This window comes from Herbaspirillum sp. VT-16-41, assembly GCF_001994935.1.
In the GTDB taxonomy this organism is placed as follows: domain Bacteria; phylum Pseudomonadota; class Gammaproteobacteria; order Burkholderiales; family Burkholderiaceae_D; genus Herbaspirillum; species Herbaspirillum frisingense.
This window is the reverse complement of the sequence record NZ_MUXB01000129.1, coordinates 1-13,641: the sequence shown is the minus strand read 5'-3', so window position 1 is coordinate 13,641 and position 13,641 is coordinate 1. Positions and strand designations below refer to the sequence as shown.

Annotated in this window: 17 protein-coding genes and 1 pseudogene; 13 read left to right on the top strand and 5 right to left on the bottom strand. The window is 57.9% G+C overall.

The annotated features are described in order from the left end of the window. The 12 genes from BTM36_RS28775 to BTM36_RS19735 form a co-directional block, all read left to right on the top strand. The coding region (locus BTM36_RS28775; protein WP_217349603.1) for a hypothetical protein at window positions 1-226 on the top strand (226 nt) is incomplete at its 5' end. Between the two features lie 248 nt (window positions 227-474). Next, window positions 475-798 carry a hypothetical protein gene (locus BTM36_RS19775; protein WP_217349602.1) on the top strand — a complete coding sequence of 108 codons (324 nt, stop codon included), beginning with the start codon at window positions 475-477 and terminating at the stop codon, window positions 796-798. Between the two features lie 10 nt (window positions 799-808). After that, window positions 809-1,210, top strand: a complete 402-nt coding sequence (locus BTM36_RS27980; RefSeq protein WP_139347221.1) for a hypothetical protein — start codon at window positions 809-811, stop codon at window positions 1,208-1,210. A 121-nt stretch (window positions 1,211-1,331) separates the two neighbouring features. Continuing rightward, window positions 1,332-1,634, top strand: a complete 303-nt coding sequence (locus BTM36_RS19770) for a hypothetical protein (protein WP_139347220.1) — start codon at window positions 1,332-1,334, stop codon at window positions 1,632-1,634. A gap of 471 nt (window positions 1,635-2,105) precedes the next feature. Continuing rightward, complete coding sequence (locus BTM36_RS19760; RefSeq protein ID WP_077237634.1) at window positions 2,106-2,360, top strand: hypothetical protein; 255 nt, start codon at window positions 2,106-2,108, stop codon at window positions 2,358-2,360. 7 nt (window positions 2,361-2,367) lie between these two features. After that, entirely contained in the window at window positions 2,368-2,571 is a 204-nt protein-coding gene (locus BTM36_RS27975) for a hypothetical protein (protein WP_139347219.1), read from the top strand. Window positions 2,572-2,584: 13 nt separating this feature from the next. Further along, a complete protein-coding gene (locus tag BTM36_RS19755; protein ID WP_077237639.1) occupies window positions 2,585-2,791 on the top strand; it encodes a hypothetical protein in 207 nt (68 codons plus the stop codon). Between the two features lie 413 nt (window positions 2,792-3,204). After that, window positions 3,205-3,432, top strand: coding sequence for a hypothetical protein (locus BTM36_RS19750; protein ID WP_077237633.1), 228 nt, complete (start codon window positions 3,205-3,207; stop codon window positions 3,430-3,432). 113 nt (window positions 3,433-3,545) lie between these two features. Further along, window positions 3,546-3,800 (top strand): hypothetical protein, encoded by a 255-nt coding sequence (locus tag BTM36_RS27970; RefSeq protein WP_139347218.1) that lies wholly within the window; start codon window positions 3,546-3,548, stop codon window positions 3,798-3,800. A 603-nt stretch (window positions 3,801-4,403) separates the two neighbouring features. After that, on the top strand, window positions 4,404-4,712 hold the full coding sequence (locus tag BTM36_RS19740; protein ID WP_139347216.1) for a hypothetical protein: 309 nt from the start codon (window positions 4,404-4,406) through the stop codon (window positions 4,710-4,712). A 29-nt stretch (window positions 4,713-4,741) separates the two neighbouring features. After that, the gene (locus BTM36_RS27965; RefSeq protein WP_139347215.1) at window positions 4,742-5,200 is read left to right on the top strand and encodes a hypothetical protein; all 459 of its coding nucleotides are present in this window, start codon (window positions 4,742-4,744) and stop codon (window positions 5,198-5,200) included. Window positions 5,201-5,209: 9 nt separating this feature from the next. Continuing rightward, complete coding sequence (locus tag BTM36_RS19735) at window positions 5,210-5,725, top strand: hypothetical protein (protein WP_077237630.1); 516 nt, start codon at window positions 5,210-5,212, stop codon at window positions 5,723-5,725. A 146-nt stretch (window positions 5,726-5,871) separates the two neighbouring features. On the opposite strand, the gene BTM36_RS19730 is transcribed toward BTM36_RS19735, so the two are convergent. Continuing rightward, window positions 5,872-6,900 carry a ShlB/FhaC/HecB family hemolysin secretion/activation protein gene (locus BTM36_RS19730; RefSeq protein ID WP_254427047.1) on the bottom strand — a complete coding sequence of 343 codons (1,029 nt, stop codon included), beginning with the start codon at window positions 6,898-6,900 and terminating at the stop codon, window positions 5,872-5,874. Between the two features lie 37 nt (window positions 6,901-6,937). Here BTM36_RS19730 and BTM36_RS27470 point away from each other — a divergent pair. Then, window positions 6,938-7,440, top strand: a pseudogene (locus BTM36_RS27470) (transposase); the annotation flags it as partial. Window positions 7,441-7,497: 57 nt separating this feature from the next. Here BTM36_RS27470 and BTM36_RS19715 read toward each other — a convergent pair. The 4 genes from BTM36_RS19715 to BTM36_RS19700 form a co-directional block, all read right to left on the bottom strand. Continuing rightward, the gene (locus BTM36_RS19715) at window positions 7,498-10,038 is read right to left on the bottom strand and encodes a cation-translocating P-type ATPase (RefSeq protein WP_077237628.1); all 2,541 of its coding nucleotides are present in this window, start codon (window positions 10,036-10,038) and stop codon (window positions 7,498-7,500) included. Between the two features lie 302 nt (window positions 10,039-10,340). Next, window positions 10,341-11,762, bottom strand: coding sequence for a bifunctional enoyl-CoA hydratase/phosphate acetyltransferase (locus BTM36_RS19710; protein ID WP_077237638.1), 1,422 nt, complete (start codon window positions 11,760-11,762; stop codon window positions 10,341-10,343). 120 nt (window positions 11,763-11,882) lie between these two features. Continuing rightward, entirely contained in the window at window positions 11,883-12,650 is a 768-nt protein-coding gene (gene fabI, locus BTM36_RS19705) for an enoyl-ACP reductase FabI (RefSeq protein ID WP_077237627.1), read from the bottom strand. A gap of 1 nt (window position 12,651) precedes the next feature. Further along, window positions 12,652-13,641: alpha/beta hydrolase (locus BTM36_RS19700; RefSeq protein WP_139347214.1), on the bottom strand; the 990-nt coding region annotated here is incomplete at its 5' end.

The following is a 13,641-nucleotide window of genomic DNA, read 5'->3' as shown; positions in this document are numbered from 1 at the left end:
AGTCGTAAAACTGGTCATAAGACTATCCTCTATTTTAAGAGAGTCTTCGTGTCCTGAGATTCAAGGGGCTATTCCAATGATCTTAAGACCGGAAATCTGGATGACCTGGTTGATAACGGCATGCGTATCAGTGCAAAAGGCTTCCAGAATTGCGCAATATTATCGAGTGAAAAAAGGGAAATCATTTATCACTTTGATAGCAGTGAGAACGCCAACGCCTATATGACGTCAGTCAGCACCGGCTGCATTGGTTGCCCAATGAGAATTGAGCCGAACCTTCCTACTGCGGTAATCATCACTCATAGCCAGGAAAATCCATGCCTTCAAAGCGTCTTAAAAAGTCGGGCGGGCTGAGTGGAAAGCTGCTTGCCGTTGCACCGGAGTATCGCTTTGCCGTCTACAAACAGCTTGAGGCAAAGCGTCGGGCGCAGAGGACGAAAAAGGGGTCGCCAGTTCTTCCTGGCTCCTTCAAAAATGGGAAGAAAAGATAAAGGAAAAATGATGATTTGGAGTGCTTACGTTACAGCGGCCAATTTGAAGGTCGGTGCAGCAGTGTGTGGAGTGTTAGGGTCATTAATCTTAGCGTACAGAGTTACCGGCATTCTTTCGGCTTTAACTACTGTTGTTGCATTTCTCGAAGAGAATATCAAGTCGCGTCTGAACAACCGTGGGGACGTCGTATTTTTTGGGAATATTTCTTCAATAGCGCATGCGGCGCAGCGAAAGCCGCTCCTGTACTTGGGATTCTTTTTCTTTTCGCTTTCGGCAATTTTGCAACTTGCCTCGCTATTCGTCTGATCAAGGAAAAATGAATACGTCTGATTGGATTTCATTGGGAAGTTTCATTTCAGCGGCAGTGTCTGCTTGGTACACGCATAAGCAGTGGATAAAGGTCAAAGACAAAGTTGGAATGATTGACCATGCTGGCAAGGCCATCGAAATATTACCAGCCTGGTACACAGGACGAATGATGTCAGACTATTGGCTTTTCGGTCTTTATACATGCGACGGCAGCGTTATTTTGGTTCATCGAATTCTTGCCATCTCTGATGATGGCAAATGGATGGATGTGGAATTGTCAGATCCAGAGACAGGTGCAAAATATCGAGATACCTTCTCCAAGGTAATCTGCGCCGTAGCCTCAGACAGAACAACCTCTTCCGTGCAAATCAGCAATATCGTTGCAGCAGTCGATCTTCAAAGCAGTTAGCCAAAGGAAAGACCTGGCGCGCGCTGGCGCACCACAGAATCACCCACGGCCCGCATCGCCGTGCCATGTTCAGTGAGAGGTCGGCGTCGTGCTGGCCAGTGAATCGTGAAAGGGACAAGTCATGCAAAAGGAAGTGCGAACTGGTATGCGAACGCAGGCGGAGATTGATGCTGAGCGTCATGAGCAGCAGCGTCTCGGTGCCGTGTCGGCGTTCGTTGCTGCAACCAATACGCAGGGTGGAGGATCGTTCGGATACCAGCGCATGCTCGAAGACCTGTTTCAGCGCTTTGAATCAGACCACGGAACAACAGCTGCGATCACCACTGTACTGGACGCACTGACGCCGCTCGTCGGTCGTCATCATGCTATCGGAGAGTTGTACGCGAAGTTTGACCAGGTGGTCGACAGCGCATCCAAAGATTGAGCACGCTGTCTGGACGAAAAGGAAAAAGCCCTTGGACCATAACCGTGTCCTGAAGATCGCCTCGGCCGTGCGTCAAGCAATCGAACGCTGCGAGCCTACTATGCGTCCCTGGCCAAGCTTTCCTTTAGGTGCTTGCGGTGACACATCCCTAATTTTGGGGCAGGTGCTTGAGGACGAAAGTATTCCGGGGTTTATGTACATCTGCGGGAATAAGCGCAAAGCCGATGGGCACGGGGCCACTCACGCTTGGTTACAGAATGGCCCATGGATCGTAGACATCACAGCAGATCAATTCCCTGATGTTGATCAGCCGGTTATCGTCACGAGCGACAGCGCATGGCATAGTAAATGGGAGCTGGAAGAGCCTCAACCTGGGGCGCTGCAAGCATACGGCAATAGGGAGCCTCATCTTTGGCGTCTGCTCATGCTTTTGAAGCCACGACTAGCGCTAGATTAGACAAAGGAAAAACCGTGCCGGCCCTCATTGCCCTTGACCTCGTGATGAGGATCTATAGCGAAGCAATCGAGCCAACGCGTCTTGCAACACACGGGAGGGATTGGTGGCTGCAGGTACAGGAGGAGCTGAGTGAGGTTGTAGCGGCCAAATTGAACAAGGAAGCTGGCGAGTTCATTGAATGGTGGCACCACGACTGGAGCCAGTTCAACGATACACCTACGCGCGCTGCGGGCCGCATTCGTCGCGCAGCTGCAAAACTGATCGGATAGGAAACATATGAGCGTACAAAAAGTATTCGTGGACTGTTTGAAAGATGGAAGTCGGATAGCCACATATGAGTTTGGATATGGGGAAACGCTGGATAAAACACCACCGCCTCATAGCTCTGCATTGATTGAAGAGGCGAAAACAAGCCTCACGCTTGAACGAAAAGCTTTTCCGCCTTATGAAGGCATTGAGTTCAAAATTCGATACCAATAGCAAGGAAAGCGAGATGGCCACGTACAGGCAGATTCAACTTGATGTGAAAGCCAAGCACGGCGTTACGGTTCAGTCCTGTTGGATAGCGCATGTGAAGGAGTTGAACGGAATTTCGACAAGGCCAGCTCCGAACCGTCGTTCCAAGGAGCGCGTGAAGCCTTGTCCTGACAAGATTCGTCCGTTCATCGAATCATCGATGCGTTACTTTGGCATGATCTGAAAGGAAAAACGCCGGCGCCTGGGGGGTAAGTCATACGACCTGGTCCTGAATGTAGATGGTGGAATCGGCTGTGTCACGGCTCTAGTAAGCGCAATCTCATTCTTGGCCAGCCTGCATTGCTTCCAGGAAGGCGGGACGTCTGAAATCAAAAGCCAGCCGAAGCGCAACTCGTAAATAGGAAACGGAAAAACGCACCGATGCCAGGTGCATGACAGAAATTCCCACGGCCCGCTAGACAGGCCAGCACCGGTGAGAAGGCCGGCACGGTGCTGGCCAGGAAGGAAAATACTTGCACCGAACTCGATAACCTGGTGCATCAAAGACTATCCCACGGCCCGCCATGACGGGCCTGAGCCATTGAGAGAGGTTGGCATACAGCCGGCCCCGCCCATAAAACCTTAGAGGAATCCAACATGAAATTCATAGCTAAGATCCATGACGATAACGGAAACGAGGCGTCGTTCAGCACAGACGACCACGCGAGCATCGAGGCCCTGGTGATGTACGTCGCAGCGGCTGCCAAGAGCGAAGGTTTTGAACGGTTCAAGAATGACGGGGCAGTCATAATTCATGACATCGAAGGAAATGAAATTGGCCGCGCTGACAATCGTACTAACTGGTTCCTCCCGGCACCAGGCTAACCGCCCGGAAAACACCCGGCACCGGTGACTAGGGGCATCACAGATCGACCCACGGCCCGCCAGACGGGCCATGGGTGGTGAGAAGGCCAGTATGGTGCTGGCCAGAAGGGGAAATGATGGAAAACACGAAATTTAGCCTGGAAAAAGCCCTGGGAGGCGCGCCCGTCCGTTGCCGTGAGCAACACTACATTCCTACTATTGAGCGTGTTGCTGGGCCGAATAGTGCCCATGCCCTCGTTGGCAGGGTTTCAAGTGATTCGGGATCGATGCAAATTTTCTGGAATGTTGATGGAAGTGCCGTTCGGGTAGCTAGCAACATTTTCAGTGATTCCCCTGATTCAGACTTTGACCTGCTGATGGTGGCCTAAGAAATAGCCGGCACCGGCGTCAAGCGCCAGGCGCAGGCCAACAAGGAAAAACACTGTGGGGAGACTGAGCTATCTATGGCGTGCAAGCACGAAAGATCTGGAAACAGCATTCAGGGGAGACGGTCGACCGCCCCGACCTGGTGAACTAAGTGGCCTAGCACGTGTGCAAGCGGAAGAAGCACGGTTGTCAGATCGTTCTGACCCGCTAAGAGTAAGTCCTGCCGGCTACGCCAATCTTCAAAAGTTACTACGTGAGGCGCAAGCGAGGCGCGCGAAGCCAAGAGTGAAGAAGAACGCGAAGTCCAAATAGGAAAAACAGGTGCAAACAATTATCGTCCTCTTGAATATCGCAACTGCATTGGCCGCGATTGAGTCCGCCTTTTGCTAGCAACGCTCTAGCAAGGTGGTGGTTCCGCATCCGCACGCCAAGCAGGATGGCATTTTTTATGACGGCACGATCAGCGTCGATGGCTCTGATTTTCTGGCAACGGCGAAGGCACAAGCGAAATGGAATAGATCGGCCGCCTTGATCGCCTGTATCGCGGCACTCTTTCAGGCGACTGTCGCGGGTATTTCAGCATTTTAATGACGAGGGAAAAGAGGATGATCGAGATTCGAATCGTAGACGGTATCAACGCTCCCATGCTGTTTTGTGACGTGTGCGGTGACCGCATTTCCGATGCTGCCAAGGCCGCTGTGGTATTTGACAATTTCCTCAAGGACGGGGAGCGGGCAAAGACGCTGCACGTTCACAAGGGGAACATCGATGGGAAGGCATGCCATCATGAGGCGGAGCTGATTATCCGCTCAGGTGGGGGGACACCCGGCTGGCAAGAGTTGAAGCGCCATCTCACCGACCTGGCTCACAACGTCGGCTTCCCTGCCGCCGCGATGACCAAATATGACAAGTAGGGCCAAACATTCCATTTCCAGGGGGAGCGATGACTGAAAAATATGCTTATAAGGACGCGGCTGGGCGTTGGATAGCTGGGTATTCGACACGCCAAGACGCCATTAAGGCTGGATTAGCTGCCGGCAGAACACAGATCACGACAGCAAAACTAGAAATAGAATGCCCATCGTACTTTGCACGTTTTGAAGCTAAAGCTATTTTGGCCCGCATGATTTCCGGACTTCAAAATGGTGAAGAATTAGGGAAGCTAATCGGCAGTGAAGCATCAGTAGCGTTTCTAAAAAGGATCGAGAAAGCCGAAGTTGAATTTCCGGCATCATCGTCACGAGAGTACGAGCTCCAAATCGACCTAATGAACCGCCTACAAAATTCAGTCGCATCATGGGTGTCCGATAACAAACTGGACTTTGAGCGCCCGAAGAGCATTGTCTATATGTCGGAAGAACTGCATGTCGCGGGCCCTGACCTGAATATTCAATTGCTCTAGGAAAAGCATATGAATATGAAAATTATTGTTGGGTTAATTCTTTGTTTACTCGCTCCTGTAGCTGCACACTCGAATTCGAAGGACCTGTTAATTCTGCTCGATTCGCTTTGCATTGGGACCGGTGCCAATATCAATACGATTGAAAAAATGGTCTTAGCACAAGGTGGAAAAGTCCTGCCGAAGTCCTTCGTTGATGCCGATCCTGTCGGCGCAAAGATGGGCGGGAAGGCGTTTTCAATCAAAATGAATGGCGAAAAATATTTCCTGATGGCCGTCGAGCGAGGCGGATGCTCAATCCTCTCTCAGACGACCTCAACAAAAGAATTTGAGTCTGCTCTTACTAAGACCTATCAGCTAGTCAAAATCGGCGTTGATTCGTCGGGCCCGCAAGTAGTAACTAACTGGGAAATGATCGGTCCTTCGCGGACACGAACAGGAGTACTAACTCTTAATATTGTAAAGCCTGGTTTTGGTGCCGATGGAGCTTTATCAGTAGGCTTCGTGCCACCATCAGCGTTGAAGTGACCGAGGAAAAAGCCCGGCTTCGGCAACGATGAGCAGGTGTATCACAGATCAAGGTCCGCATCGACAGGCCCAACGGCTTCTTGGTGCAATGTTGGCGACGCCCCGATTGGAAACGAATGGTGGTCCAGCAACATTTCCGACGATCATCAAAACGCCCACTGCAGGTTGAATCCCCCCGTCACGGCCGCCGTCTGGAAGCCTTGCGGCTTGGCCAGCGGCGTAGCCACGAACATCTCATAGCTCAGTTTGATCAGGCTGCCGCGCAAGCCCAGCGCCGCCCCAGTGAGCCGCTGGCCAGTGAGGAACTGGGCCGTCGGTCCTGCTACCGCACCGGTATCGATGCCGGCAAACAGTTCCTGTCCGCTCTCGCCCAATCCCACCGCCATTTCATTGCGCAGGAACCAGCCGCGCTCGGCCTGCAGGGTCAGTTCGCCATCGAAGCCGCGCACGGTATAGCGTCCTCCGATGGAGAACTGATCCTGCGGCGGCAGGCTACCGCGATTCCATTGCGCGCGCAGCGTAGTGGCATAGCGCAGCTTGGCACCGGCCAGCTGGAAGGGCGCATTGAGCGAGGCGTCCAGTAGCCACAGCCCATAGTGCGTGCCGATCTGCGGCAGGTCGAAGGGCGTACTCGGTTCACCGCCCTGGGTGTCGAGCGAACGGCGATAGGCCAGCGTGGCGTCAGCCACGGCCTCGCCCAGATACTGGCGCTGATTCAGGCCTGCTTCCCAAGCCGTGGTGCGGCGCTGCTGGGCCCCGACCTCCAGATCATCGATGGTGTTGTAGGCCTTGCGCAGCAAGCCTTTACCGAACACCGTGATCTTGCTCGCGGCATCGCGATAGACCAGGCGCGAGAGCTTGAATTCGGTGGTTTCCGAACGGCCGCTGTAGACGAAGTTTTCAAAGGCGCCGGCCACGGTCTGGTGATACTGGTTGCCCGACATCGTGATAGCCGCCATCCAGTTGCCCCAGGGCAGCGAGTAATGCAGCGTATAGGCCCGGCTGCCGTGGTCGCCGTAATGATTCAGGCTGCGGCTCATGCTGACGTAGAAGAGGTCATTGAGGGTCCACCAGTTGTCGTAGGCCAGGGTCAGCCCGGCCTGATACTTGCCGGTGGCCTTTGCGCCACCATCGTCCAATGTGGCCGTGTGAATCGCCCCGGAACTACTAGACACTCCGCAGCCTAAAATATCAGGCAACCAAGGAGTCATCATGAGTAACAAGCGTTATCCGGAAGAGTTCAAGATTGAGGCAGTCAAGCAGGTCACGGAACGGGGCCACTCAGCCCCTGATGTTGCGAAACGGCTCGGGGTATCGCAGCCGACGCTGTACGAATGGATGAAGAAGTACGCATTGCCGCCTGAGGAGCGTCGGGCACAGGCGAGCCAGCAAGAAGAGCTGCGTCGCCTCAAGGCTGAACTCAAGCGCGTCACCGAGGAGCGCGACATCCTAAAAAAGGCCGCCGCGTTCTTTGCCAACGAGTCTCGGTAAAGTACGCGTTCATTGTGGCTCACGAACCCCAGCATGCCGTTCGCACGATGTGCCGCGTAATGCGCGTCCATCCCAGCGGCTACTACGCTTGGAAGGCACGACCGGAATCCGAGAGGACCAAGGAGAACCGGCGGCTCCTGGGACTCATCAAGCAATCGTGGCTGGAATCTGGCGGGGTCTATGGCTATCGCAAGATTACGGCCGACCTGCGCGACTTGGGTGAAGACACCGGCTGAGGCGTTTGCTTTAGCTGCGTAAAGTGAGCAGGTTTCGCTGGGTCATTACAGGTTCCTGAGCCGGGCGGCGAGGAACTTTGTGCACTCATACGCGATGAAGGCGAGTGCTCCCCAAGCAAATGCCGTCGCGAGTTCAAGCAACGGTAAAGGTGAGAAATGGAAGACATTTGTCAGTGGCGGGACGTATAACGTACCCAGCAACATGGTCACGGCGACAGCTGAAATGATCAACGCCGCATAGTTGCATGGGTAGAGCGCCCTGAAGAAGTAGCGGCCAGGCGCAAGGGCTGAAAACATCAGGCTGAGATTGAGCACGACGAGCACGATGAACTCTGCAGCGCGGGCCTGCCCTGGCGCGAGTCGCGCCAGAAACCAGGCATAAGCGGAGGCCGCGAAGGCCCAGGACAGACCACCATGAACCAGCGCCAGCAGGAGAGTTCGCACTTCCAGCAGCGGTGCGTTGCCATTCCGACTCGGAGCTCGGCGCTCGCCACCGTCCGTGGCTGCATTTTCAAAGGCCAGCGTACAGGCAGGGTCGACGATCAGTTCCAGGAATGCAATCTGCATCGGATAGAGGATCAAGGGCCAGCCGCAGATGACAGGCAACAATGCCATGCCGGCAATAGGCACGTGCATGGCCAGGACGTAGGTCATCGCGCTGCGCATTCTGGAAAAGATCCGCCGGCCCGTCAGGATGCCCTCCACGATAGAAGAAAAGTTGTCATCCAGCAGGATCAGCGAGCCGGCTTCCCTGGCGACATCAGTGCCGCGCCCTCCCATGGCGATACCAACATGTGCGGCCTTGAGTGCAGGCGCATCGTTGACGCCGTCGCCTGTCATGGCGACGACCTGTCCATCGGCCTTCAGTGCCACCACGATGCGCAACTTCTGCTGGGGCGTGATGCGCGCACAGACACTGGTGGTGCGTAGCCGGCAGGAGAGTTCGTGCTCGTCCATGGCCTGCACTTCATCGCCCAGCAAAATCCGGTCGGCGCTGATCCCGGCCTCCCTCGCAATATTCTGGGCCGTGCCGGGGTGGTCGCCGGTGATCATGATGACCCTGATCCCGGCCTGATGACAGGCCTGGATCGCAGCCGGTACGGCCTCTCGCAGTGGATCAGCCAGTGCCAGCAGGCCGAGGTAGCGCAGCGCGAAGCCGGTCTGCGAGGTCGGTAGCGGACCGCTCCAGTTGCAGCTGGCCACGGCGATCACGCGCAAGCCATGGCTGGCAAGCTGCAGGACATCGTGCTGCATCTGTTGCACTTCTACCGGTGCCAACCCACACAAGGATGCAATCGCCTCCGGCGCTCCCTTGGTCGTTACCAGTAAGGGAGTGTGTTCATCGCCTTTCCAGACCAACGTCATCGCCCGCAAATCGGGACTGAGCGGGTATTCCTGCAGCAGCTGCGTGACCGCCGGCGGTGCGAAGCGTTTGGCGCTTTCCCCTGCCAGCTGATGAAAGGCCTTCTCCATGGGGTCGGTGGGACGCTGGCTGCTCGCCAGGGCTGCGGTTTCCAGCAACGTGCGCCACTGCGGCGAGGTGATGCCGACGTCGCTCTCATCGAAGTAAAGGTGGTGCCCGGCGCTCATCGCCTGCACGACACGCATCCGGTTCTCTGTCAGTGTTCCGGTCTTGTCGGTGCACAGGACCGTGATCGAACCCAAGGCCTCGACCGCCGACAGGCGTCGCGTCAGTACATTGGCGCGCGCCATGCGCCATGCCCCGATGGCAGGAAAGACCGTAAGGATGATCGGAAGCTCTTCCGGTAGCAGCGACATCGATAAGGCGATTCCCATCAACAGGGACTCGGTCCAGCGGCCATGGGCATAGCCTTCGAGAACCACGAGAAGGGCGCTCAGCGTCAGGCCGGTCACGGCAAACACTTTGACTGCACGAGCCACGTGCCGCTGCATCGGGCTCGGTTCCTCGACCAGCTCATGCAGCAGACTACTGATCTTTCCCAGTTCACTACGGGCGCCTGTAGCGCTCACCCGGGCGATACCACTACCTCGTACGACCAATGTGCCTGATCGCACCAGCATCGCGCTGTCGGTTTGCGCAGGGCAGGGCTGATGCAATTCGGGTGTCGTTGGTGGGCTGCACTTTTCGACCGGGCAAGCCTCTCCGGTCAGCAATGATTCATCGATCTGCAGATTGGTGGCCTCAAGAACGTTCGCGTCTGCGGGCACCCGGGCGCCTTCCTCGAGCAGGATAAGGTCGCCCCGTACCAGATCCTGGCTGGGCACGCGCACCGTCCGCCCCTCGCGGATTACCAGTGCGGTGGGGCTGTTCAGCACGCGCAGGGCGGCCAGCGCATGCTCGGTCTTCCCTTCCTGATAGAGCGTCAGCCCCACGGTGAGCGCAACCATGAACAATAACAACAAGCCTTCGCGCAGATCGCCCAGGGCCAGATAGATGGCAGCGGCCGACAGCAGGAGCACGAACATCGGCTCCTTCAGAACATTCATCAGAACCCGCCCCATCCGGCGCCGTTCAGATGTCAACACGTTGGGCCCGTCCTCGGCAAGGATGCGCGACACTTCGGAAGGTGACAGGCCCTTGTAATCATCCTTCGACTCTCGCATCTGGACCTCCCTCGATGTGCATAGCGGTACTGCTTCGGCCGGTTTATCTGATCTGCATCAGTTCTTCGTCGCGCATGTCGCTCATCATGGACGGCAGCTTTTTCCGCTCGGGCGCGGTTCCTTCTCCGGTTCATGGGTGGCACAGGGAGTCGGGGCACCGACGTCAGGACAGACAATGCGACTGATGACTATTTCACTACTGGCGAGCATGGCACTATTGATCATCTATGTCGTTTTCTACTTCGTTGTTCAGTACGTCGTTCAGGACTGAACTTCACGGTAGGGGATACGGACTACTCCCATCAGGGCGGATGGGCCCGGTAGTGCTGCGCAACCAGGCGCGCCACGGCGCACGAAGCCAGCCGTGTTTCGCGTGAATCGGCGCGGCTGGTCAGCACCAGCGGCAGGCGCGCGCCGAGCACCAGGCCGGCACTGACGGCGCCACCCAGATATTCCAGTTGCTTGGCTAGCAGATTGCCGCTTTCCAGGTCGGGGACCACCAGGATGTCCGCTTGCCCCGCCACTTCCGAGACGATGCCCTTGACCCGTGCAGATACCGGCGAGACCGCATTGTCGAAGGCCAGCGGGCCATCCAGGATGCCGCCGGTGATCTGCCCGCGATCGGCCATCTTGCATAGCGCGGCGGCGTCCAGCGTGGCCGGCATCCTCGGATTTACAGTCTCCACCGCTGCCAGGATGGCAACCCTGGGCAGCTTGACCCCGATGGCCTGGGCCAGGTCGATGGCGTTGCGGATGATGTCGGCCTTTTCTTCCAGCGTTGGTTCGATGTTCACGGCCGCATCGGTGATGATGAAGGGGCGCGGGTAGGAGGGCGTCTGCATCAGGTAGCAATGGCTCATGCGGCGCTTCGTGCGCAGGGCCGGGCTGGCCACGACGGCGCTCATGAATTCGTCGGTATGCAAGCTACCTTTCATCAACATCTCCACCTGTCCCTGGCTGGCCAGCTCGACCGCGCGCGCCGCCGCAGCGTGGCTATGGGGAACGTCTTCGATGGGGAGCACGGAGATGTCCAGCGTCTGCTGCGCCGCCAGGGCCAGCAGCTTGGCCCGGGGCGCCACCAGCACCGGCAGGATGATGCCGGCGGCATGGGCGTCCAGTACCGCCGACAGGCTGGCCGCATCGCAGGGGTGGACGATGGCGACCTTGACCGGCCCCAGCTGGCGCGTATGGTCGAGCAACTGTTGCAGCTCGCCATTGCCCATCTTCATACTGACTTCCGGCAAGGTGGTCCGGCGCCGCACGATGGCGTCGGTGGGCGCGATGACGTGGGCTTCGCCGTCGATCACGATGACATTGTCCTGATTGACGCATCCGCATTTAAGCGTCAGCCGGTGCAGGGCTTCATTACGTGCGACCACCGTGACGCTGGTCTGCAGCGTATCGCCGATGCGTACCGGATGCAGGAACCGCAGGGTCTGGCCGAGATAGATCGTGCCTGGCCCCGGCAGCCGGGTCCCCAGTACCGCCGAGATCAATGCGCCGCCGAACATGCCATGCGCGATGAGCCCGTGGAACCGGCTTTCCTTGGCGAAGGCGGCATCCAGGTGCTGGGGATTGGCGTCGCCGGAGATGACTGCGAAGAGCTGGATGTCGGCCGAGGTGAGCGTGCGGGTGATAGTGGCACAGTCACCGATGGCGATTTCCGCGAAGACCCGGTTGCGGATCAGGCCGAGCAGGTCGTCGCTGGCGTGCGTATCTGTCATGGTGGCGGTACTGGCGATGCTGGCGGGGCTGCCTGATGATGCTTCAGTCATGGTGTCCTCGGCTTGGAATGGGCCGGAGCGGCTTCAGCGATGCCGCCGCTCACGCTTGGCCCGGGGGGCTCATGCGACGATGTGATAGCCCGCATCGACATACAGGGTGTTTCCGGTGATGACGCTGGACGTATCGCTGGCCAGAAAACTGCATAGGTCACCGACATCGTCGATATTGGCCAGCCGCCGCAAGGGCGAACGGCGCGCCGCGTCGGTCAGGAATTCATCGAAGCAAAGCAGTCCAGATGCCGCCCGCGTAGCTAGTGGCCCCGGCGAAACCGCATTGACCCGGATACCAGCCGGGCCCAGGTCGCTGGCAAGATAGCGCACGCTGGCTTCCAGCGCGGCCTTGACCGGCCCCATCATGCCGTAGTTGCTGACGACCTCATCGGCGCCGACATAACTCATGGTGATCAGGCTGCCGCCATTCTTCATCAGGGGTTGCGCCAGGCGGGCCATGCGGATGAAGGAATGGCAAGACACGTCCATCGCCTTGGCAAATCCCTCGGGCGAGCAATTCACGACGCGGTCGTGCAGATCCGCCGCCGGTGCGAAGGCGATCGAATGTAGTACGAAGTCGAGCCGTCCCCAGTGCGTCGTGATCCGTTCGAAGAGATGCTCCATCTCGCCGGGCTGACTGACATCCAGCTGGCTCATGATGGTGGCCTGCACCTGAACCGCCAGGGGTTCCACGTAACGGCGCGCCTTGTCGTTGAGCCAGGTTACGGCCAGCTCGGCACCGGCCGCGTGCAGTGCACGCGCACAGCCCCAGGCGATGCTGTGCTTGTCGGCGATACCGACCACCAGGCCTTTTTTTCCTTCCAGCGAAAGCACCATCCTATCTCTCCATGATGTAGGTGCCTGGAGCATCGTCCAGGCGTCCAGCCCTGGCTCCGCCCAGACGGGGAGGGGTGGTGGGCTTGCCCGAATGCTGCACCAGCCAGGTTTGCCAGGCGGGCCACCAGGAGCCCTCGGTGACGGGAGTCTCTGCGGCCCATTGATCGGGCGGGCAGTAGGCGCCACCGGCCGGCCGGCTGCGCATCTGGAACTGGCTGCGCGGATGCCCCGGCGGGCTGACGATGCCGGCATTGTGGCCGCCGCTGACCAACACGAAGGTGATTTCCGCCGGGCACAGATAATGCAGCTTGAAGACCGAATGCCAGGGCGCGACGTGGTCGCGGACCGTTCCCACCAGGAAGACCGGGGTATTGATGTCACTGAGCGCGACCGGCTTGCCCTCCACGGGATAGCGGCCTTCACTCAGATCGTCATCCAGGAACAGCCGGCGCAAGTATTGCGAATGCATGCGAGCCGGCATGCGGGTGGCGTCCGCATTCCATTCCATCAGGTCGCTGTTACGGGCCGGTGTACCCATCAGGTATTGGCCAATCACGCGTGACCACAGCAGGTCGTAGGAGCGCAGCATCTGGAAGGCGGCGGCCATCTGCGTCTGGCTGAGCGTGCCGGCCTCTTGCATCTGGGCTTCCAGCAGGCTGATCTGGCTTTCGTCGATGAACATGCCCAAGTCACCCGGCTCGCTGAAGTCGGTCTGTGCCGCCAGCAAGGTCAGTGATGCCAGACGCGGGTCGCCGTCGCGTGCCATCGCGGCCGCCGCAATGGCCAGCAGGCTGCCACCCAGGCAGTAGCCGGCGCCATGTACTTTCTGACCGGGGACGATGTGGTTGACCTTGTCGAGGGCGGCATGCAGGCCGGCGTTCAGGTAGTCGTCCATGCCCAGGTCGCGGTCTTCTGGACCGGGGTTCTTCCAGGAGACGCAGAACACCGTGTGACCGCGCTCGACCAGATAGCGGATCAGCGAGTTCGCCGG